The 20,672-nt window shown below is 73.0% G+C and carries 15 protein-coding genes; 8 read left to right on the top strand and 7 right to left on the bottom strand.

Annotation, left to right across the window (positions count from 1 at the left end; all coding sequences use genetic code 11):
• Positions 1-140: 140 nt before the first annotated feature.
• Positions 141-3,674 (bottom strand): transcription-repair coupling factor, encoded by a 3,534-nt coding sequence (gene mfd, locus ACFY0D_RS34535; protein WP_390801869.1) that lies wholly within the window; start codon positions 3,672-3,674, stop codon positions 141-143.
• Positions 3,675-3,929: 255 nt separating this feature from the next.
• On the opposite strand from mfd, the gene ACFY0D_RS34530 reads away from it, so the two are divergent.
• The gene (locus tag ACFY0D_RS34530; RefSeq protein ID WP_390801868.1) at positions 3,930-5,336 is read left to right on the top strand and encodes a DUF2079 domain-containing protein; all 1,407 of its coding nucleotides are present in this window, start codon (positions 3,930-3,932) and stop codon (positions 5,334-5,336) included.
• 81 nt (positions 5,337-5,417) lie between these two features.
• On the opposite strand, the gene ACFY0D_RS34525 is transcribed toward ACFY0D_RS34530, so the two are convergent.
• Both ACFY0D_RS34525 and ACFY0D_RS34520 read right to left on the bottom strand, forming a co-directional pair.
• Positions 5,418-8,003, bottom strand: coding sequence for an ABC transporter permease (locus ACFY0D_RS34525; protein WP_390801867.1), 2,586 nt, complete (start codon positions 8,001-8,003; stop codon positions 5,418-5,420).
• Complete coding sequence (locus tag ACFY0D_RS34520) at positions 8,000-8,776, bottom strand: ABC transporter ATP-binding protein (RefSeq protein ID WP_382549434.1); 777 nt, start codon at positions 8,774-8,776, stop codon at positions 8,000-8,002. The genes ACFY0D_RS34525 and ACFY0D_RS34520 overlap by 4 nt, the downstream gene beginning before the upstream one ends.
• Before the next feature lie 533 nt (positions 8,777-9,309).
• Here ACFY0D_RS34520 and ACFY0D_RS34515 point away from each other — a divergent pair.
• From ACFY0D_RS34515 to ACFY0D_RS34505, 3 genes are all read left to right on the top strand, one after another.
• The gene (locus ACFY0D_RS34515) at positions 9,310-10,776 is read left to right on the top strand and encodes an MFS transporter (RefSeq protein ID WP_390801924.1); all 1,467 of its coding nucleotides are present in this window, start codon (positions 9,310-9,312) and stop codon (positions 10,774-10,776) included.
• Positions 10,777-10,857: 81 nt separating this feature from the next.
• Positions 10,858-11,733, top strand: coding sequence for a hypothetical protein (locus ACFY0D_RS34510; RefSeq protein ID WP_390801866.1), 876 nt, complete (start codon positions 10,858-10,860; stop codon positions 11,731-11,733).
• A 3-nt stretch (positions 11,734-11,736) separates the two neighbouring features.
• Complete coding sequence (locus ACFY0D_RS34505; RefSeq protein ID WP_390801865.1) at positions 11,737-12,297, top strand: hypothetical protein; 561 nt, start codon at positions 11,737-11,739, stop codon at positions 12,295-12,297.
• A gap of 12 nt (positions 12,298-12,309) precedes the next feature.
• On the opposite strand, the gene ACFY0D_RS34500 is transcribed toward ACFY0D_RS34505, so the two are convergent.
• On the bottom strand, positions 12,310-12,873 hold the full coding sequence (locus ACFY0D_RS34500; protein WP_390801864.1) for a CGNR zinc finger domain-containing protein: 564 nt from the start codon (positions 12,871-12,873) through the stop codon (positions 12,310-12,312).
• A gap of 81 nt (positions 12,874-12,954) precedes the next feature.
• On the opposite strand from ACFY0D_RS34500, the gene ACFY0D_RS34495 reads away from it, so the two are divergent.
• Positions 12,955-13,842, top strand: a complete 888-nt coding sequence (locus ACFY0D_RS34495) for an alpha/beta fold hydrolase (protein WP_390801863.1) — start codon at positions 12,955-12,957, stop codon at positions 13,840-13,842.
• Positions 13,843-13,901: 59 nt separating this feature from the next.
• Entirely contained in the window at positions 13,902-14,540 is a 639-nt protein-coding gene (locus tag ACFY0D_RS34490; protein WP_390801862.1) for a DUF4232 domain-containing protein, read from the top strand.
• Between the two features lie 99 nt (positions 14,541-14,639).
• On the opposite strand, the gene ACFY0D_RS34485 is transcribed toward ACFY0D_RS34490, so the two are convergent.
• The 3 genes from ACFY0D_RS34485 to ACFY0D_RS34475 form a co-directional block, all read right to left on the bottom strand.
• Positions 14,640-15,512, bottom strand: coding sequence for a cellulose-binding protein (locus tag ACFY0D_RS34485; protein WP_390801861.1), 873 nt, complete (start codon positions 15,510-15,512; stop codon positions 14,640-14,642).
• Between the two features lie 139 nt (positions 15,513-15,651).
• Positions 15,652-18,162: an SUKH-4 family immunity protein gene (locus tag ACFY0D_RS34480; RefSeq protein WP_390801860.1), complete on the bottom strand. Its 2,511-nt coding sequence runs from the start codon at positions 18,160-18,162 to the stop codon at positions 15,652-15,654.
• Positions 18,163-18,169: 7 nt separating this feature from the next.
• On the bottom strand, positions 18,170-19,165 hold the full coding sequence (locus ACFY0D_RS34475; protein WP_390801859.1) for an SMI1/KNR4 family protein: 996 nt from the start codon (positions 19,163-19,165) through the stop codon (positions 18,170-18,172).
• Positions 19,166-19,395: 230 nt separating this feature from the next.
• On the opposite strand from ACFY0D_RS34475, the gene ACFY0D_RS34470 reads away from it, so the two are divergent.
• Both ACFY0D_RS34470 and ACFY0D_RS34465 read left to right on the top strand, forming a co-directional pair.
• Positions 19,396-19,974, top strand: coding sequence for a YwqJ-related putative deaminase (locus tag ACFY0D_RS34470; protein WP_390801858.1), 579 nt, complete (start codon positions 19,396-19,398; stop codon positions 19,972-19,974).
• A gap of 2 nt (positions 19,975-19,976) precedes the next feature.
• Complete coding sequence (locus ACFY0D_RS34465; RefSeq protein ID WP_390801857.1) at positions 19,977-20,483, top strand: SUKH-3 domain-containing protein; 507 nt, start codon at positions 19,977-19,979, stop codon at positions 20,481-20,483.
• The last annotated feature ends 189 nt before the right edge of the window (positions 20,484-20,672 follow it).

Here is a 20,672-nt window from a genome sequence, read left to right as displayed (position 1 = left end):
GGGGGGGGGGGGGGGGGGGGGGGGGGGTGGGCGCCGCGGGGGGGGGGGGGGGGGGGGGGGGGGGGGCCGGGGGGGGGGGGGGGGGGGGGGGGGGCCCCCCCCCACGGCCGTTCACGTCGTCACCACAGCCGCTACGGCTCCTACGAGCCGAGAATGGTGGTGAGGAACTCCCCCGTCCAGGCCAGCAGTTCCCGCCCGACCACCGGCTTCCCGCCGATCTTGCCCGCCTTCGGGCGCGGGACCAGCACCTGCGAGGTGGCGGGCTTGAGCACCGTCCCCGGGTACAGCCGCTTGAGCCGAAGCTCCTGAGACTCGCGCAGCTCCACCGGCCCGAACCGGACGTTGTTGGCCTGGAGGGTGATGTCCCCGACCCCGCAGGCCCGGGCCAGCATCCGCAGCCCGGCCACCAGCAGCAGGTTCTCCACCGGCTCCGGCAGCTTGCCGTAGCGGTCGGTGAGCTCCTCCCGTACGGCCTTGATGTCCGCCTCGGAGTTGGCGGAGGCGATGGACCGGTACGCCTGCAGACGCAGCCGCTCGCCCGGCGCGTAGTCGTGCGGGACGTGCGCGTCGACCGGCAGCTCGATCTTGACCTCCAGCGGCGGCTCCTCCTCCACCTGGCCCTCGACCGCCGCCCGGTAGTCGGCCACGGCCTCGCCGACCATCCGGATGTAGAGGTCGAAGCCGACGCCCGCGATGTGACCGGACTGCTCGCCGCCGAGCAGATTGCCCGCGCCGCGGATCTCCAGGTCCTTCATCGCCACGTACATGCCGGCGCCCATCTCGGTGTGCTGGGCGATCGTCGCGAGCCGCTCGTGCGCGGTCTCGGTCAGCGGCTTCTCCGGCGGGTACAGGAAGTACGCGTACCCGCGCTCGCGACCGCGCCCCACGCGTCCGCGCAGCTGGTGCAGCTGGCTCAGGCCGAAGTTGTCGCCGCGCTCCACGATCAGGGTGTTGGCGTTGGAGATGTCGATGCCCGACTCGACGATCGTGGTCGAGACGAGCACGTCGAACTTCTTCTCCCAGAAGTCGACGACGACCTGCTCCAGGGCCTGCTCCGACATCTGGCCGTGGGCCGTCGCGATCCGCGCCTCGGGCACGATCTCGCGCAGCTTGGCGGCCGCCCGGTCGATGGACTCGACCCGGTTGTGGATGTAGAAGCACTGGCCCTCGCGCAGCAGCTCGCGGCGGATGGCCGCGCCGATCTGCTTCTCCTCGTACGGGCCGACGAAGGTCAGGACCGGGTGCCGCTCCTCCGGCGGAGTGGTGATCGTCGACATCTCGCGGATGCCGGTCACCGCCATCTCCAGGGTGCGCGGGATCGGGGTCGCGGACATGGTGAGCACGTCCACGTTGGCGCGGAGCTTCTTCAGCTGCTCCTTGTGCTCCACGCCGAAGCGCTGCTCCTCGTCGACGATGACCAGGCCGAGGTCCTTGAACCGGGTCTCCTGCGAGAACAGGCGGTGGGTGCCGATGACCACGTCCACCGAGCCCTCCTGGAGGCCCTCCAGGGTGGTCTTGGACTCGCTCTCGCTCTGGAAGCGCGAGAGCGCCTTCACCTTGACGGGGAACTGGCTGTAGCGCTCGGAGAAGGTGCCGAAGTGCTGCTGCACGAGGAGCGTCGTCGGTACGAGGACGGCGACCTGCTTGCCGTCCTGGACCGCCTTGAACGCGGCGCGCACGGCGATCTCGGTTTTGCCGTATCCGACGTCGCCGCAGATCAGCCGGTCCATCGGGACCGACTTCTCCATGTCCTCCTTGACCTCGGCGATGGTGGTGAGCTGGTCGGGCGTCTCCGCGTACGGGAAGGCGTCCTCCAGCTCGCGCTGCCAGGGGGTGTCCGGCCCGAAGGTGTGGCCGGGGGCCGCCATGCGCGCGCTGTAGAGCTTGATGAGGTCGGCGGCGATCTCCTTGACCGCCTTCTTCGCGCGCGCCTTGGTCTTGGTCCAGTCGGCGCCGCCGAGCCGGTGCAGGGTCGGGGCCTCGCCGCCGACGTACTTGGTGACCTGCTCCAGCTGGTCGGTGGGGATGTAGAGGCGGTCGCCGGGCTGCCCGCGCTTGGCCGGCGCGTACTCCACCAGCAGGTACTCGCGGGTGGCGCCCTGCACCGTGCGCTGGACCATCTCGACGTAGCGGCCCACGCCGTGCTGCTCGTGGACGATGTAGTCGCCGGCCTCCAGGGTCAGCGGGTCGATGGTCTTGCGGCGCCGGGTCGGCATCCGGCCGAGGTCCTTGGTGGCGGTGCGCTGGCCGGTCAGGTCGGTCTCGGTGAGGACCGCCAGGCGCAGCACCGGGTCGACGAAGCCGTTGTCGATCGAGCCGCAGGCGACGTGGACCAGACTCGCTTCCAGGGCGCGCAGTTCCGGCTCCAGCCGGGCCGCGATGCCCTCGCCGCCGAGCACCTCGACGGTACGGGCGGCCGGGCCGTGGCCCTCGGTGAGGTAGACGGTGTGCCAGCCGTCGGCGATCCAGCCCTTGGTGTCGGCCAGCGCCCGGGCGGTGTCGCCGCGGTACGCCTCCGGGGCGTGCATGCCGAGCTTGAGGGTGTCGCTGCCGCCCGCGGTCTCGTCGGCGGCGAAGGGGGACACCGACCACCACATCATGTCCAGCTCGCGGGCCCGGTCGCGGACGTCGGCGATCCCGCGCAGGGAGGCCGCGCCGACGTCGATGGGGGCCTCGCCGCCGCCCGCGGTGGCCGCCCAGGAGGCCATCAGGAACTCCTGGCTCGTCGCCACGAGGTCGGCGGCCCGGGTCCGGACCCGCTCCGGGTCGCAGACCACGGCCATCGACCCTGCGGGCAGCACGTCGATCAGCAGTTCCATCTCGTCGACGAGGACCGGGGCGAGGGACTCCATGCCCTCCACGGCGATCCCCTCGGCGATCTTGTGCAGCAGTTCGCCGAGCTCGGGGTGGGCCTCGGCGAGGGCCGCGGCCCGCTCCCGTACCGCGTCGGTCAGCAGAAGCTCGCGGCAGGGCGGGGCCCACAGTCCGTGTTCGGCGATCTCCAGGGAGCGCTGGTCGGCGACCTTGAAGTAGCGGATCTCCTCGACCTCGTCGCCCCAGAACTCGATGCGCAGCGGGTGTTCCTCGGTGGGCGGGAACACGTCGAGGATGCCGCCGCGCACGGCGAACTCCCCGCGCTTCTCGACGAGCTCGACCCGCGTGTACGCCGCGGCGGCCAGTGCTTCGGTGATCTCGCCGAGGTCGGCGCCGCCACCTTGCCGCAGGCTGACCGGGACCAGCTCCCCGAGCCCCTTGACCTGCGGCTGGAGCACGGACCGGATGGGCGCCACGAGCACGCTCACCGGGCCTGCCGCCGGGTCGTCCTTGCTCGGGTGCACCAGCCGGCGCAGGACGGCGAGCCGGCGGCCCATGGTGTCGCTGCGGGGGCTGAGGCGCTCGTGCGGGAGCGTCTCCCAGGACGGGTAGTCCACCACCTCGTCGGGCGGCAGCAAGGAGCGCAGCGCGGCGGCCAGGTCCTCGGCCTCGCGCCCGGTGGCGGTGACCGCCAGCACGGTCCGCCCGGTCTGCCGGGCCAGTGCGGCGATCGCGAAGGGCCGCGCGGCGGAGGGGCCGACCAGGTCCACGTGCATGCGCTTGCCGTCCCCGGCCGCGGTGACCGCCTCGGCGAGGGCGGCATCACGGGTGACGGCGTCGAGCAGTCCGTGCAGGCTCATGAAAGAGGCTTTCCGTCCGGTGAAGGTCTGAAGGTGTGCGGTGCGGTGCGGTGCGGTGGTGCAGTGCGGGTGCGATGCGATCGTGCGGTGCGGGTGCGAGGGCAACGCGAAGGGCCCGACACGTCGCACGGGCCGGGGGTTCCCACCCTACGACGACGCCCCTCGCGCCGCTTTACGATGTTCCTGTTCTGACTGTCCGAGCTCGCCGTGTCGTCTTCCGCCGGGGAGACACTGCCTCCGGAGGAGCACGAGTCCGTGACGAGCGATGCGATAGCCCGCCCGGCGCCGGTGGTACCGGCATCCGCGAAGCCGGACCGGTACGCCTGGGCGCCGCCCTGGCTGGTGGCCGCCGGGCTGTTCGTCGTCTACCTCATCCTGTCCGTCGGGCGGTTCCGGCGGATGGACTGGGCCTCCTGGGACCTGGGGATCTTCGAGCAGGCGATCCGCGCGTACGCGCACCTCCAGGAGCCCGTCGCCGACCTGAAGGGGCCGGGGGCCAACATCCTCGGGGACCACTTCAGCCCGATCATCGCGCTCGTCGCCCCCGTCTACCGGGTCTTCCCCGGGCCCGTCACCCTGCTGGTCGTGCAGTCGGCGCTGTTCGCGCTGTCCGCCGTGCCCGTCACCCGGGCGGCCGTACGGTTCCTCGGCCGGGCCCGCGGGCTCGCCGTCGGCATCGCGTACGGGCTCTCCTGGGGCATCCAGCGGGCCGTCGAGTTCGACTTCCACGAGATCGCCTTCGCCGTGCCCCTGCTGGCCTTCGCCCTGGAGGCGGTGCTCGCCCGGCGCTGGCGGGCCGCCCTGCTGTGGGGGCTGCCGCTGGTCCTCGTCAAGGAGGACCTCGGCTTCACGCTCGCCGCGCTGGCCGTGGTGGTGGCCTGGCGGGCCCGCGACGGCAACCGGCGGATCGCCGTGACCGCGCTCGGCGTCGCCGCCGCGGCCTGCGTCTTCGCCGTCCTGGTGTTCACCGTCCTCATACCGGCCTTCGCCACGGCGGGATACGGCTACTGGGACAAGATCGACGGGGCGGGTCCGCTCGGCGGCATCGGCACCAAGCTCACCACCCTGGCGTGGGTGCTGATCCCCACCTCCGGGCTGCTCGCGCTGCGCTCGCCGCTGCTCCTGGTGGCCGCGCCCACCCTCGGCTGGCGGTTCCTGTCCGGGGACGACCACTACTGGTCCACCGACTGGCACTACAGCGCCGTCCTGATGCCCGTCGTGGCCCTCGCCCTGGTCGACGCCATCGACACCGTCCGGCGGGGCGACCGGCCCTGGCTGCGCTCGTACGCCCTGCAGCTGCCGACCGCCGTCCTGGCCGCCGCCCTCGCCCTGAGCGCGACCGCCATGCCGACGGCCAAGCTCGCGGAGGCCCGTACGTACGAGAAGCCCGAGCGGGTCACCGCGATCGAGCGGCTCCTGGACCGGATCCCCGACGGGGCGACCGTGGAGGCCGACACCACCCCGCTGACCCGGCTGACCTCCCGCTGCCGCGTGCTGTGGATCGGCGGCAGCAAGGGCGTGGTCCCCGACTGGATCACCATCGACAACTCCTCCAAGTGGGCCGGCGAGGACCCGACCGGCTACGCCCGCCAGCTCCACCCCGACGAGCGGTTCACCCTGGTGGGCGAGGCCGCCGGCATCGTCCTGATGCAGCGGCAGTGACGGGAGAGCCGGCCTGCAAACGACGCCGGTCCGGAACCCTGAGGTCCCGGACCGGCATTCCCCCGAACGAACGCGGGCCGGTTACTCGCTCGCGATCGCGTTCAGTACGTTCATCCGCCCTGCCCGGAAGGCCGGGACCAGTGCGGCGAACAGGCCTACGAAGGCCGAGGCGGCGAACACCCCGAGGATCGTCGGCCACGGGATCTCCAGCACCTTCAGGCCCTGGAGCGCCAGCAGCTGCTGCGCGCCGATCCCCCAGCCCATGCCGAGCCCGAGGCCGAGCAGGGCGCCGAAGAGGGCGATGACCACCGACTCCAGGCGGATCATGCGGCGCAGCTGGCGGCGGGAGAGGCCGATGGCGCGCATCAGGCCGATCTCCCGGGTCCGCTCGACCACCGAGAGGGCCAGGGTGTTCACGACGCCCAGGACCGCGACGATGATCGCGAGGCCGAGGAGCCCGTAGACCATGTTCAGCAGCTGGCCGACCTGGTCCTTCAGGGCCTGCTTGTAGTCGGTCTGGTTGCGCACCTTGTACTGCGGGTACTCGGCCATCGCCGCCTTGACCGACTCGTACGCGGTGGCGTCGGACTTACCGTCCTGCGCACTGGCCAGCAGCATGAAGGGGAGCGGCAGCTTGTCGGCCGGAACGTTCGCCCGGGCCGTCTCGGTGCTGATGTACTTCATGCCCTTGTCGAGATTGCCCTCGTCGCTGGTGATCGCGGCGACCTTCAGCTTGACCGTGCTGCCGCCGGTGAAGGCGACCGTCAGCTCGTCGCCGACCTTGACGCCGTACTTGGTGGCGTACTCGGAGCCGACCGACATCGCGTTCGCCCCGTACGCCGCGGCGTGCTCGCCGGCGACCATCTTGCGCCGGATGTCCTTGGCGTACGTCGGGTCGGTGGCGCCGAATCCCTCATCCACGGTGGTGCCGTCGGGGGCGGTCAGCTTGGCCGCCACCTCGCGGTAGGCGGTGACGTGGTCGAGACCCTTGGTGGCGCGCAGGGCCTGCTCGGCCTGCGGCAGCACGGGCTGGCCGGTCTCGGAGTTGACGATGTAGTCCGCGCCGACCGACTTGTCGAGCTCCTCGGTCGCGGAGGCCACCATCGAGGAGCCGACCACCGACAGGCAGGCGACCAGCGCGAGGCCGATCATCAGCGCGGCGGCGGTGGCACCGGTGCGGCGCGGGTTGCGCAGGGCGTTGCGCTCGGCGAGCCGGCCCACGGGCCCGAAGGGGCGCAGCACCACGCCGGAGAGCACCCGCACCACGCCCTCGGCGAGCAGCGGGCCGATCACGATGAAGCCCTTGAGGGTGAAGACGACGCCCAGGCCCAGCCAGAGGGATCCGGGTCCGGCCTCCTCGGCGGCCGTGGCGAGGTAGAGCCCCGCGCCACCGATGCCGGTGAGGACCAGGCCGAGGACGGCGCGGACGACGCCGGCCTTCTTGTCGCCCGGGGTGCCGGACTCGCGCAGCGCGGCCATCGGGGAGACCTTGCCGGCCCGGCGGGCCGGGACGAAGGCGGAGACGACGGTCACGATGACGCCGAGGACGATGCCGATGACCGGGGTGGTCCAGGCGATCGTCAGGTCGTCGGTGGACAGGTGCATGCCCATGGAGCCCATGAGCTCCATCAGGCCGATGGCGAGGCCGATGCCGGCGCCGATACCCAGGAGCGAGCCGACGACGCCGAGCAGGAAGGCCTCGACGACCACGGACTTGAGGATCTGTCCGCTGTCGGCGCCGATGGCGCGCATCAGGCCGATCTCGCGGGTGCGCTGGGCCACCAGCATCGAGAAGGTGTTGAAGATCAGGAAGATGCCGACGAGGAAGGCGATCCCGGCGAAGCCGAGCATCACGTACTTCATGACGTCGAGGAAGGAGCCGACGTCCTTGCGGTTGGCGTCCGCGGCCTCCTTGGCGGTCTGCAGCTTGTACGTGTCCGCGCCGACGGCGGCCGCGACGTTCCGCTTGAGCTGCTCGTCGCTCACCCCGTCCTTGGCGGTGACGTTGACGTGCGTGAAGGAGCCGGGGGAGCCGAGCAGCGCCTGCTGCGCGGTGGCCGTGTCGAAGTAGACGACGGCCGCGCCCGGGTTGGTCACGGTGAAGGTGGCGATACCGGTGATCCTGGCGCGGATGTCGCCGGTGACGGTGATCGTGCGCAGTTCGTCACCGAGCTTCAGGTGGTGCTTCTCGACGGTGTCGGCGTCGACCATCATCTCGGTCGGGCCGCGCGGAGCGTTGCCCGAGGTGATCTTCATGGACTTGAGCTCGTTGTCGTTCCAGCTGCCCGCGATGGTCGGGGCGCCGGTGGTCGAGCCCAGGTTCTCGTTCTTGGTGTTGACGACCGTGACGGACATCGACACGACGCCGCCCTCGGCGCTCTTGACGCCCTCGGCCTTGCGCACCTGCTCGACGGCCGAGCCCGCCAGGATCTCGGGGCGGCCGCGCTGCGGGTTCTCCTCCCCCTCCTCGGCCTCCTTCGGGGTGACGGTCACATCGGAGTTGGTGACGGCGAACAGCTTGTCGAAGGTGGTGTTCATGGTGTCGGTGAACACCAGGGTGCCGCAGACGAAGGCGACGGAGAGCATGACCGCGACGGCGGAGAGCGCCATCCGTCCCTTGTGGGCGACGAAGTTGCGCCGCGAGGTCTTCAGGACGGTGTTGCTCATGAGGTCCGCCCGCGCGCGTCGAAGTCCTTCATGCGGTCCAGGACCTGGTCGGCGGTGGGACCGTACATCTCGTCGACGATCTTGCCGTCGGCCAGGAAGATGACGCGGTCCGCGTAGGAGGCCGCCACCGGGTCGTGCGTGACCATGACAATCGTCTGGCCGAGCTCGTCCACCGAGCGGCGCAGGAAGCCGAGGACCTCGGCGCCCGCCCTGGAGTCCAGGTTTCCGGTCGGCTCGTCGCCGAAGATGATCTGCGGGCGGGCGGCGAGGGCGCGGGCGACCGCCACGCGCTGCTGCTGACCGCCGGAGAGCTCGGTCGGGCGGTGCTTGAGCCGGCCGGCGAGGCCCACCGTCTCCACGACCCGGTTCAGCCACTCCGCGTCGGGCTTGCGGCCCGCGATGTCCATGGGGAGCGTGATGTTCTCCAGGGCGTTGAGCGTGGGCAGCAGGTTGAAGGCCTGGAAGATGAAGCCGATCCGGTCACGGCGCAGCTGCGTGAGCTTCTTGTCCTTCAGCCCGGTGATCTCGGTGTCGTCCAGGTGGATCTGGCCGCTGGTCACCGTGTCGAGACCGGCGAGGCAGTGCATCAGCGTGGACTTGCCGGAGCCGGAAGGGCCCATGATCGCGGTGAACTGGCCGCTCATGATGTCCACGTCGACGTCGTCGAGGGCGACGACACGCGTCTCCCCGGAGCCGTAGGCCTTGACGACCTTTCGTGCCCGGGCCGCGACGGCTGCATGCCCTCCAGTACCCCCGTGCCTGGTTTCGGTCATAGCCGTTGTCACGGTCTTTCTCCCTCTTCGAATGCGTGCGTGTGCGTGTGCGTGCGTGCACCTGCGCATGTGTGCGGCTGTGCGCTCGTCGCCGTCATGAAGTCTCCGCCGGGCGGAGGCGCGGCGCGCTGGTGCCCATCGCCGTATCCGCCCGGGGGTTAACCCCACCCCCCGGCCTGTGGTGCGTAGGTTCCAGTTAAGGAGACGCCGGGGCCGCTCACCTCCTCCGCCGGGAGGAACGACCCCTGGCCCGTTGTGCGGAGGGACCCCTAGGGGATCTGCACCCTTCGGCGTACGAACCCTGGGGGATACCGCCCGCCGCGCGGCGGTGAGATGGTGTTCCCCGCAGTTACGTGCAGGGGGAAGGAATCTCGGTGGCATCGGCGGAGAGCACCGGCGCGAGCCCGGACGGCGTACCCTCGGGGCCCGCTGCCGACACCACCGGGGCCGGGGTTCCGGCCAAGAACGCGACCGGCGGCCCGCCCGCGGCCAAGCCGGCCGCACGACCGCCGGCCCCGGTGGTCGCCTCCCTGATGCTCGGCATGGCCCTCGTCGCCCTGGACAGCACCATCGTGGCCACCGCCGTCCCGCAGATCGTGGGCGAACTCGGCGGATTCTCCGTCTTCTCCTGGCTCTTCTCCGGCTACCTGCTCGCGGTGACCGTCACCCTGCCCGTCTACGGGAAGCTGTCCGACACCTTCGGCCGCAAGCCCGTCCTGCTCTTCGGCATCGCCCTCTTCCTCGTCGGTTCGCTGCTGTGCGCGTCCGCCTGGAACATGGCCGCCCTCATCGCCTTCCGCATCGTCCAGGGCCTGGGCGGCGGAGCCCTCCAGGGCACGATCCAGACCCTGGCCGCCGACCTCTACCCGCTCAGGGACCGGCCGCGGATCCAGGCCCGGATGTCCAGCGTCTGGGCCACCTCGGCCGTGGCCGGCCCGGCGCTCGGCGGGCTGCTCGCCTCGTACGCGCACTGGCGCTGGATCTTCCTGATCAACCTGCCGCTGGCCGGGCTCGCCCTGTGGATGATCGCCCGTCACCTGACCGAGCCCGTCCGGTCGCCCGGGCGCCGGGGACCGGTCGACTGGGCGGGGGCGCTCGCCGTCTTCGCCTGCGGCGCACTGCTGCTCTTCGCGCTCGTCCAGGGCGGGGTCGCCTGGCCCTGGCTGTCCGCGCCCTCGCTCGGGCTGCTGGGCGCGAGCGCGCTGCTGGCCGTCGTCGTGGTCCGGGTGGAACGCCGGGCCGGGGAACCGATCCTGCCCGGCTGGGTGTGGCGCCGGCGCACCATCGCCGCCGTCAACCTGGCCATGGGGGCACTCGGCCTGCTGATGGTCGCCCCCATGGTGTTCATGCCGACCTACGCGCAGTCCGTGCTGGGCCTCGGCCCCGTCGGCGCCGGCCTGGTCATGTCGGTGATGACCCTGAGCTGGCCCGTCTCCGCCGCTCTCAGCCAGCACGTCTACCGGCGCATCGGCTTCCGCAACACCGCGGCAGTCGGGATCGCGCTCGCCGCGGTGATCCTGTTCTCCTTCACCCTGCTGCCCTACCCCGCCCGGCCCTGGCAGCCCGCACTGATCATGCTGCTGCTGGGCGGCGCCCTCGGCCTCTTCCAGCTCCCGCTGATCGTCGGGGTCCAGTCCACCGTGGGCTGGGCCGAGCGCGGGACGACTACGGCCTCGGTGCTGTTCTGCCGGCAGGTCGGCCAGAGCGTGGGCGCCGCCCTGCTGGCCGCCGTCGCCAACGCCACCATCGCCTCCCGCCTGGCGGACGCCCCCGTACCCGGCCTGCCGGAGCACCTGGACGACGTGGCGAAGGCACTGGACCGGCCGGAGCTGCTGCCCGCTGCCGCCGCCGGCCACCTGCGCGAGGCCGTGGCCACCGCCGTCGAGCACATCTTCCTCGGCGCGACGGCGGCCGCCGTGGCCGCGCTGCTGGTCCTGCTGCTGGTGGCACCACGCCGGTTCCCCGTCCTGCCGGAACTGCGCGAGCAGCCGGAGGAGTAGACCGTCTGCGGAAAGTCGCCTTGTCATGGCCGGGCCATTGGGTAACCCTCGTGCCAGGACCGTTTCCGGGGGGACGACGACATGGCATCCGCACTCTGCGCACTCGCGTTACTGGCCGCGCTGGCCGGCCCGATCTGCCTGCGGCTCCGCCGCAGCCCGGGCTTCATCACCGGCCGCGACGGCCGCCTCTCCACCTCGACGGCGCTCGCCCTCGCCTGGACGGTGATCCTGGTCTGGCTGCTGCTGGCGATCCTCGGCTACGGACTCACCGCGGGCGGTGGCATCGCGTACTTCCGGGGCGCCGACGGCCCGCTGTCCACGCTGACGACGGTGTACCTGCCGCTGCTCGGCGGCCCGTACGTGGCGCTGATCGCCGCGAAGGCGGTCGTCGGCCTGCGCGTGGAACACGGCAGCATGGCCAAGCCCGCCGCGAAACCGACGGTGTCGGGCCGGCGGCCGCTGCGGGAGCTGATCGCGAACGACAGCGGGCGCACCGACCTCGTGGACCTCCAGTACGTCGCCCTCAGCGCGGTCACCATGCTGTACGTGGTGCTGTTCTACCTCGCGGACGTGGGCGGCGGACTCCCGCGCCTGCCCGCCGAGATGTGGGCCCTGACGGGCGCTCCGGCGGGCGCGTACCTGATCAACAAGATGGCCGTCCGCGCCAACCCGGTGATCACGCACGTCACGCTGGAGGACGGCCGTCTGACGGTCGAGGGCGGCGGTTTCACCCCGGACCCGGCCGGCCCGCCGGCCCTCCTCACCGTCGACGACACCCCCGTTCCGGCACAGGCCGACCCCCTGACGGGCGCCCTGACCGCCACCCTCCCGGCCCCGGGGACAACCCCGTTCACGGTGGTCGTCACGGCGCGCGGCCTGCGCAGCGACCCGTACCGCTACGAGCCCCTCGCCAAGCCCCCCGTCCCGGCCCGGCACCAGCCGCAGCCGGCGGGCTGACCCGTGCCGTCCCTCCTGAAGCCGTCCTGGCGCGCACCCTGGCGGATGTGGCTCCAGCCCGCTCACACACGCGAGCGGCACGCCGAGATCCCCACCTCCTGGGGCACCTGCACGCTGTTCCGGGAACCCGGCCCGCGACTGACCGCCGACGCCAGGGCCGAGGCGCTGGAGCGCCGGCAGTTCCTCCTGGGCGAGGAAACCGTCCTGGAGATCGACGACGCCGCGCCGCCGTGGCAGGGCATCCGCAAGCGGCTGCGCCGCGGCGTCCACGGCCGCCTCGACGGCGTGCCGTTCACGGCGCGGGCCACGGGCAGGTCGCTGCGGCCGAGCGGCCGCGGCATCCGCTTCCGCCTCGACGACGGACGGACCCTGTCGTTCACGGCACGCCCCTTCCACCTGCGTCTCGTCCGGGAAGCGGGCGGCGAGCACGAGGTGCTCGCGCGCACCCGCACCGGCGGCTGGGAGACGCACCGGCTGGACCGGGGCGAGCTGGCCCTCCTGTGCTTCATCACCGTCTCGGGCGTGGACCGGCTCCTCAGGTCTCCGTTCCAGGAGGCCCTCTAGTCCCCTAGACCCCTAGTCCCCCTGGTCCCCCTTGTGGCGGGCGTAGTACCGGGCCACCCGGGCCCGGTTGCCGCAGACCGATGCCACGCACCAGCGGCGCCGGGGGTGCGCCGGCAGGAAGAGCAGGACGCAGTCGTGGGCCTCGCACGCGCGCACCTGCGCCACCCGGGGGTCCGTCAGCAGCTCCGCGACCGCCTCGGCCAGCTCCGCCGCGAGCCGCCGGGCCGGGTCCGCGGGCCGGTGCGCGCCGGCGGCGATCCCGCCCGCCTCGGTCCAGGCCAGCACGCGGTGCGAGGGGGCCGCGGCCAAGGCGTCGTTCAGCGCGGTGAGCGCCCGGGCCGGGGGCCGCTCACCGCGCCGCACGGCGTCGAGCGCCGGGCGCGCGGCCTCCCGTACGGCCCGTACGGCGGCCACCTCGCCCTCACCCACGACGCCGACGGGGGTCAGCCGCCCGGCCTGCGCGGCCAGCCAGGCCGAGAGTCCCGCGGGGTCGGCGACGAGGTCTCCCACCGCGGCCTCGGTGTTGAGGAGGTCCAGCGCGAGGGGCTCACCGGTGAGCGGGAAGGTCACTGTCACTCGACTAATGCTACTGCAATCACTTGACCCATTAGCGATCACCGGCAAGACTAATGGCAACAAGGACGCAGGAGGCATGTGATGACCGCTCGCCGCACCATTCCCACCATCCGGCACCGCACCGTCGACGTGGACGGAGTCCGCGTCGCCTACCGCGAGAGCGGCCCCGCCGACGGCCCCGTACTGCTGCTCCTGCACGGCTTCCCCACGGCCTCGCACCAGTTCGCCCGCCTGATGGACGCCCTCGGCGACACCCCGTACCGCCTGATCGCCCCCGACTACCCCGGCTTCGGTCGCACCGAGGCTCCGGCCGGATTCACGTACACCTTCGACCGGCTCGCCGACGTCGTGGAGGGCTTCACCGACGCCCTCGGGCTGGACCGCTTCGCCCTGTACGTCTTCGACTTCGGCGCCCCGGTCGGGCTGCGGCTCGCCGCGCGCCGGCCGGAGCGGGTGACCGGCCTGATCGTCCAGAACGGCAACGCGTACGAGGAAGGCCTCTCGGACGCGGCCCGCGAATTCGCCGGACTCCGCCGGGAGGTCCCCGGCAACGAGGAGCGCGTCCGGGGGCTCTTCACCCTGGAGGGCACCCGCTTCCAGTACGAGACCGGCGTCGCCGACACCGGCCTCCTCTCCCCCGACAGCTGGACCCTCGACGTGCACCACCTCGGCCTGCCGGGCCGCGCCGACGCCCAGGCCGACCTCGCCTTCGACTACGCCTCGAACTTCGCCCACTACCCCGCCTGGCAGGCATGGCTGCGCGCCGCCCGGATCCCGGTGCTGGTCGTGTGGGGTGCGGGCGACCCCTTCTTCACCCCGGCGGGCGCGAAGGCCTACCTCCGCGACGCCCCGGAAGCCGAGGTGCACGTCTTCGAGGGCGCGGGCCACTTCGCCCTGGAGACCCACCTCCCGCAGATCGCCCCCCTGATCGAGGAGTTCCTCGGCGGAACGGTCACCTTCACGTACTGAGTCGGTAACGGACCGTCAGAACCGGCTCTGCGCCGACTCCACCGGGGAATGAACCGGGCATGCGTACCGCCCGAACCAGTTGGAGAACCTGCGCTCTCGGGGCCGCGGCCCTCGCAGCGCTCCTCTCGTCCACGGCCTGCAATCCAGGAATCGCGGACACCAAGAACCCCACCACCCCGAGCACGCCGAGCGCGGTCGGCACCGCGCAGCCCGGTGCCAGCGCCAGTGCCGGCGGCAGTGCTGGCGGCACGGTGGCATGCAACGACAACGACCTGTCGATCACCACATCGGTCTGGCGCCAGGACTCGGGGCAGCACCTGCTCATCACGGCCACCAACTTCACCGACAAGCCCTGCACGCTCTACCACTACCCGTACATCGGCTTCGGCGCCGTCATCGACGGCCCGCTCGACCCGATGGGTTCCGCTCCACAGGCGGTCGCCACGATCGGGCCGAAGGAGAAGGCGTACGCGGGCCTGTTCCTCTTCCGGGGGAGCCAGCGGACGGTCGCCGTCGAGGCGGTGTCCATCGGCTACCAGGACCGCGCCCTCCACAGCAACAAGGAGTCGGCGATGCTGGACGTCGCCCTGTCCAAGGAGATCGGCTCACTCAACGTCGCAGCCGACGCCCGGGTCACGTACTGGAACCGCGACCTCGGCGCGATCGAGGACCTCCTGTTCAGGTCGGGCACCCGCTAGTGCTGTGACCGGAAAGGTTCACCGGGTCACAGCACTAGGGGGCACGGACGGTCCGGACTCTCGGCTCCGGCCGACACCCCGGACCGGACACCCCACCGCCTAGCCCTCCGCCGGAGCCCGGCCCGTCAGCGCCGCCAGGCTGGAGCGGACGCGGTTCATGTGCGCCCGCATCTCCTCCGCCGCCTCCCCGTGCTCCCGCAGGATCCCCCGCGTCTCGCGCCCGATCCGCTCCTCCGCCACCCGCGCCTGCGCGACCAGCTCGGCGGCCCGCGCCTCCGCGTCCTCCTGCCCGTGCCGCGCCGACTCCTCCGCCTCGGCGAACTCCCGCCGCGCCTCCGCCAGGCGGGCCTCGACGTACCGCTCCAGCTCCGCGTGGCGCGCCTCCAGGTCCGCCTCCCGCTCCGCCAGCTCCCGCTCCGCCGCCTCCCGGCGCTCCGCCTGTTCCTGCTCGCGCTCCGCCCGCTCCGCCTCCGCCCGCCGCCGCGTCTCCGCCAGCGCGGCCGCCGCCTGCGCCCGCCACGCCGCCGCGTCCTCCCGCGCCCCCGACCGCACGTCGTCCGCCTCGCGCTGCGCCCGTAGCAGCCCCTGCCGGGCCCGGACCTCCGTCTGCTCGCGCACCGCCTCCGCGTCGCCCCGCGCGAGCTCCGCCGCCCGGTCGGCGCGCGCCTCGGCCGCGCCGAGCGTCGCCGAGGCATCCACCCGCGCGTCCGTCCGTACGGCGTCCGCCTCTTCCTCCGCCAGCAGCAGGATCCGGCGGGCCCGCTCGCTCAGGTCGTCGTACGTCTGCGGAGCCAGCGCGGAGACCGCCGCCCGCAGCCGCGCCGCGTCCGCCTCCATCTGCTTGGCCAGGACCGTCAGCCGCGCCACCCGCTCCCAGGCCTCGTCCCGGCTCCCGGAGAGCCGGGCGAGATACCGGTCGACCTCTTCCATGCGGTAGCCACGACCGCGCACGGTCCCAAAGGGTGCACTCATCCTGGATGCGCCTCTCTCGCGGGGATTCCCTTCAAGGATGCGCCATTTGATCCCAGAAGCCGGAATGGCCGGGCCGAGACCCTGTTCGAAGGTCCCGACCCGGCCATCCAGCCGATCACACGATCACTCGATCAGCCGGTCAGAGCAGTCCGTCCCACATCTGCTCCAGCAGCACCGACCACCAGCTCTCCGGCGAGGACAGCGCAGCGCTGTCGAGCCCCGCCAGATTCGCCTGGAAATCGACGGTCCAGCGCCCCGCCTGCTCCGGCGTCAGATGCTGGCGCAACCGCCACATGTGACCCAGCATCGCCAGGGAGCGTACGAACTGCGGCAGGCTCGAATTCACGAACTGCGGCGGTACGGGAGCACCTCCCGGGCCACCTTCCACCGGCACCGCCACGATGTGTGCGGTGCCGTACTGCACGCACAGGGCCTTGCCGAAGTCGCTGCCGACGACGAGGTACGAGCCCGCGTCCGAGGCCGGCTGGACCTGCCGCTGCTGCGCCATCTCGGCGAGCGTCGGCACCGGCTGGCCCGGCACCGCCTGCGCCCAGAAGAACGGCCCGAAATCGACCGGCAGACCCGACCACATCAGCGTCTGCGCCACGATCTCCGGCACGCCCTGACGGGACACCGCCCGCTGGTCGAAGCGGAACACGCCCTGCGGACCGAACGCGGCCGTCAGCTCCTGCGCGATCGCCTCCAGCGGGATCGCCGGCTGCAGCGGGACCTGCGGCAGCGGCGCCCGTACCGGCTCCGGGCGCGCCGGACCGTCCGCCACCTGGTGCAGCTCGCCCTGGTGGGTGAGCAGGTGCCGCATGCCCTGCTGACGGCCCGCGTGGTCCTTGCCGTACGGGGCCACGCTCGTGATCCGCACCTGCGGCCAGGTCTCCCGGATCATCCGGGCGCAGTAACCGCCGGGCAGCTCACAGGACTCCAGCTCGGTGTGCAGCTCCAGCACCTGCTGCGGTGGCACGTTCATGGCGCGCAGCTCGTAGAGGATCTGCCACTCCGGGTGCGGGGTGCCGGGCGCCGAGCGGCGGATGAGCTGCTGCTCGGAGCCGTCGGGCGCGCGGTAGCGGAGCACGGCCTGGTAGCCGGGGCCGACGGTGGGCGCACCGGTCGGGACCGGGGGCTGCGCGCCGGGACCGGGACCACCGGGCACGCCGGGCGGCGGGCCGGGGGGCCCGGGCGGCTGCACCATGGCGGGGCCGGCCAGCATCGTCGCGGCATGGTCGAGCCCGCCACCGGGGGCGCCGGGCGCACCGGGGGCCGCGGGCGCACCGGGCGGACCCGGAGGCTGCGGTACGCCGGGACCCGCGAGCATCGTGGCGGCGTGATGAGCCCCGCCACCGGGAGCCCCGGGAGCCCCGGGAGGCGCGGGCGGCTGACCCGTGACGGCCGGACCGGCCAGCATCGTCGCGGCATGGTCGAGCCCACGGCCCAGCGACCCCGGAGCACCGGGTGGACCGGGCGGGCCGGGCGGCTGGGGCGCACCCGCACCCGGAGCACCGGGCGGACCGGGAGGCGCGGGCGGCTGACCCGTGACGGCCGGACCGGCCAGCATCGTCGCGGCATGGTCGAGCCCACGGCCCAGCGACCCCGGAGCACCGGGAGGGCCGGGAGGCGCCGGCGGCTGACCCGCGCCCGGAGCCCCGGGCGGACCGGGAGGCTGCGGGACACCGGGGCCGGCCAGCATCGTGGCGGCGTGGTGCGCCCCGCCGCCGGGAGCCGCAGGCGCACCGGGCGGACCCGGCGGCGTCGACGGCCGGGAGATCCGGGCCTTGCTGGTCGGCGCGTCCGCGATGTCGCTCGCCGCCGAGCCGCCCTGCGAGCCGCCTTGCGAGCCGCCCGCCGCATCGCCCGGCGAACCCAGCGCGGGCACGACAGCGGTCCTCGGCAGCTGGCTGCCGCCCGGCATCAGCGTGGTCTTCGCCTCCGGAGCCACCCCGGACGACGGCGCGTCCTCCAGGTCCGACCCGGACAGCGGCGGCGCGAACACGGTCGCGGGCAGCGGTACGGACGCGTCGTCCGTACCGGAGTTCACATCGGTGCCCGCCCAGGGCGTGGCACCGATCGGCACCACGGGCGCGGCCGGAGCCGGGGCAGGGGCCGTCGCCGGAACCCCGTCGTTGGCCGTGGGCTCGTACGGGATCTCGCCCCCGCGCCGCAGCGGCACGGCCTCGACGGGTGCCGGTGCCGCGGGAGCGGGCGCGGGCTCGGGCACGACGCCGGCGGGCCCGGCCGGAGCCGGCGCGGGCGCCGACCTCGGCGCGATCCCCGCCCGGTCCGCGGCCTCCTGCAGCCACTCCGGCGGGCTGAGCATGAACGACGTCTGTTCCGAGTCGATCCGCGGCTGCGGGACCGAAGCCTCCGAAACGGCCGCGGCCACGGCCCCGTACTCCTCCTCGTACCGGCGGATCACCTCACCCACCGGCAGTCCCGGCCACAGCGTCACCTCCCCGCTGTCCCGCGCGATGACCAGCCGCTGCCGCCCACCACCGGACACGGGACCGGCCGCGCGGTCCTCCGCCCACACCACGAACCCGAGCCCGAACTCCCGTACGCGCACCTCGCGGTGCTGGTACGCGGGCACGTCCCCGTTGATCCACTCCTCGGCGCGCTCCTGCGCCTGCGCAAACGTCACCATCGCGCGCTCACCCCTCCACCGGTGCCGAACCCGGCACCGGAACCGAACGTGCGAATCCGCCGTCCACCATCAGACCGGCCACCGTCTCCAGCTCCGGCGGGTTACCGGCCAGCCTCTCGAGGAAGGCGTCGAAATCGGCACCGCACGGCAGCAACAACCGCTCCACGCGCTCCTGGACCGACCAGCCGTCCCGGTCGCGGGCATCGTCGTACGGGGAGAACCACACCGAGCCGATGCCCTCACCCTTGACCTTCAGCGCGAGCAGCCCGCCCTGGGCGAAGGCCACGCACAGGTAGTCCTTCGTCAGGTGGTCCCGCAGGCACTTGTTGACGTACACGAGGTCGTTGACCGCCGCCTCCTCTCGCACCGTGAAGAACGGCTGGTCCACCAGCAGACCGAGGTCCACGTCCAGACCCGCGCCCACCGGCGCGCAGCCGCCCGCCGCCTTCAGGAACGAGCGGTACGCCTCGGGCAGCCGGTAGCCGAGGTCCTCCTCGACGCCCTGCACCTGCTCCTCGGCGACCGACACCACCGACTTGGGCAGCCCCATGTGCGCCGGGCGCACCTCCTGCAACGGCCGCGTCCCGCGCTTGTCGTGGTCCACCGGAGCCGTCGCCAGGCCCGCATGATGCCGCAGCAGGGCCTTCACCTCGACCGGGACCAGCTCCATGCGCCGCGAACCCGCCACGTGGTGCCAGGTCCAGCCGTGCGGGGTCGCCACCGGCCCGACCGTGTCCCACAGCTCGTGTCCGGCGGCCTTCATCGCCGCGTTCGCGGACACGTAGTCCGTGAGCCGCAGCTCGTCCACGCCGAAGCCCTCCGGCGGTTCGGCGATCTCCACCGCCGCACGCGCGTAGGCGGAGAAGTCCGGATGCCCATTGCCGTCCATCCGCACCCCGTGAGGATGCCGAGCGGCCCGGACCGGGTCCGGGAAATGCACGACCTGCCCCGAGTAAGCGGCGTTGGGTGGCGCGGCCTGCTGCCCGAGCCGACCTGTCGTCATGGCGGTAGCCCCCTGCTGGATCTGGCTGGTTCACCACAGCCTATGCGCTGGGGCAAGAGCCTTACCCGCGCCCGACCGGCGCACCCGCCCGAGGGCCAGGAACATCCGAATTGATACGAATATTCGACCCAGCTTCCGCATGACAGGTGACGTTTGACAGGCTGTCCCCGCGGCACGGGGGCGTGCGCGACAGCGGTCACCACCGCCGCCACGGGAGGGAAAGCGCGACCATGCACCACACGGCAACACGTACAGAATCCGGCGACACCGCACCGGGCGCACCGGGCGCGCCCGGCTCCACAGGACCGGCCGGCGAAGCCGCCGGCCCCGCCGGCGACCCCCGCCTGCGCTGGAGCAGCACCGACGGCCGCCCCGCCGTGCCCGTCCTGCGCTTCCGCCGGGACGGCATCCTCCCCACCGTCGCCGCCGCCCTCTCCGTACGCGGCGAAACCCTCACCGGCACCGCAGGCAAGGCCGATCAGCCGCCCGTGCTCCACCCGCTCGTCCAGGACTTCCTCGACACCCTCACCAGCGGCCAGCGCGAACGGTTCACCGGCCGGTGCCCCGAGGCGATCCTGCTCTCCCGCCACCTCACCGCCGTCGAGGGCGCCCGCTCCCGGCGCGCCTCCCGCAAACCCCTCTCCCCGACCGAGGCCCGCCGCTCCCTCAAACACGCGAAGATCACCGCCCGCCGCATCCGCGAGGACGGCGACCCCCTCCACGGCAGCTACGCAGCCCCCTGCCGCTCCTGCGAAGCACTCCTCGCCCACTTCGGCGTACGCTCCGTCGACCTCACCCCATCCGAGTAGCCATGACCAGCGCCTCCGCCTCCTACGACCGCTCCTCGGCCACCCGGTTCCCGGTCGCCGTGGACTCCGCCCTGCGCACCTCCGGCTGGGAACCCGGCCGGTGGGACATCAAGCAGGCCGAGTACTGGGCCGACGCCCTGCGGGACCACACCACGCCCGCCGGACACCGGCACACCGTCTTCCCCGCCGCCGTCGAGGCCTGGGCGGAGTTCGGCGGTCTGACGGTCGCCGCGCACGGCCCCGGCCGCCAGATCGCCCCGACGCCCGTCCGGATCGACCCGCTCACCGGGCTCCACCTCGCGCGCACCTTCGCCGACCTCGGCCGGGCCCTCTCCACCCAGCTCTGCCCGCTGGGCGTCGAGGCCGACGGCGCCTCCCACCTCGCGCTCGACCGCGAGGGCCGCGTCTACGGCATCGACCACACCGGCGACTGGTACCTCGGCTCCCACCTCGACGAGGCCCTCACCCTCCTCCTGACGGGCCTCCAGCCGACCCGCCTGACCACCTAGCTCCTGCCGGGGCTCTGCGGTTCGGCTCCGGCCGGTCGGCTCCCGCCGGGGTTGCCGGCTCCGGCCGGTCGGCTCCCGCCGGGGCTCTGCGGTTCGGCTCCGGCGGGTCGGTGGTGCCGGGGTTCTGGCCCGGGCCGTGCGCCTCAAGCGCCGGCGGGGCTGGGTGGTGTGGGGCGGTGCCCCGCCGGA

It is taken from the genome of Streptomyces sp. NPDC001502 (assembly GCF_042894785.1).
Lineage (GTDB): Bacteria > Actinomycetota > Actinomycetes > Streptomycetales > Streptomycetaceae > Streptomyces > Streptomyces kutzneri.
The sequence above is the reverse complement of the archived record's forward strand: the minus strand, read 5'-3'. Positions and strand labels throughout refer to the sequence as shown.

What these genes read in the sequence shown, in the direction of transcription:
- mfd (WP_390801869.1), bottom strand. Translation starts at nt 3,674, where the DNA reads ATGAGCCTGCACGGACTGCTCGACGCCGTCACCCGTGATGCCGCCCTC.
- ACFY0D_RS34525 (WP_390801867.1), bottom strand. Translation starts at nt 8,003, where the DNA reads ATGAGCAACACCGTCCTGAAGACCTCGCGGCGCAACTTCGTCGCCCAC.
- ACFY0D_RS34520 (WP_382549434.1), bottom strand. Translation starts at nt 8,776, where the DNA reads ATGACCGAAACCAGGCACGGGGGTACTGGAGGGCATGCAGCCGTCGCG.
- ACFY0D_RS34515 (WP_390801924.1), top strand. Translation starts at nt 9,310, where the DNA reads ATGCTCGGCATGGCCCTCGTCGCCCTGGACAGCACCATCGTGGCCACC.
- ACFY0D_RS34510 (WP_390801866.1), top strand. Translation starts at nt 10,858, where the DNA reads ATGGCATCCGCACTCTGCGCACTCGCGTTACTGGCCGCGCTGGCCGGC.
- ACFY0D_RS34495 (WP_390801863.1), top strand. Translation starts at nt 12,955, where the DNA reads ATGACCGCTCGCCGCACCATTCCCACCATCCGGCACCGCACCGTCGAC.
- ACFY0D_RS34490 (WP_390801862.1), top strand. Translation starts at nt 13,902, where the DNA reads ATGCGTACCGCCCGAACCAGTTGGAGAACCTGCGCTCTCGGGGCCGCG.
- ACFY0D_RS34485 (WP_390801861.1), bottom strand. Translation starts at nt 15,512, where the DNA reads ATGAGTGCACCCTTTGGGACCGTGCGCGGTCGTGGCTACCGCATGGAA.
- ACFY0D_RS34480 (WP_390801860.1), bottom strand. Translation starts at nt 18,162, where the DNA reads ATGGTGACGTTTGCGCAGGCGCAGGAGCGCGCCGAGGAGTGGATCAAC.
- ACFY0D_RS34475 (WP_390801859.1), bottom strand. Translation starts at nt 19,165, where the DNA reads ATGACGACAGGTCGGCTCGGGCAGCAGGCCGCGCCACCCAACGCCGCT.
- ACFY0D_RS34470 (WP_390801858.1), top strand. Translation starts at nt 19,396, where the DNA reads ATGCACCACACGGCAACACGTACAGAATCCGGCGACACCGCACCGGGC.
- ACFY0D_RS34465 (WP_390801857.1), top strand. Translation starts at nt 19,977, where the DNA reads ATGACCAGCGCCTCCGCCTCCTACGACCGCTCCTCGGCCACCCGGTTC.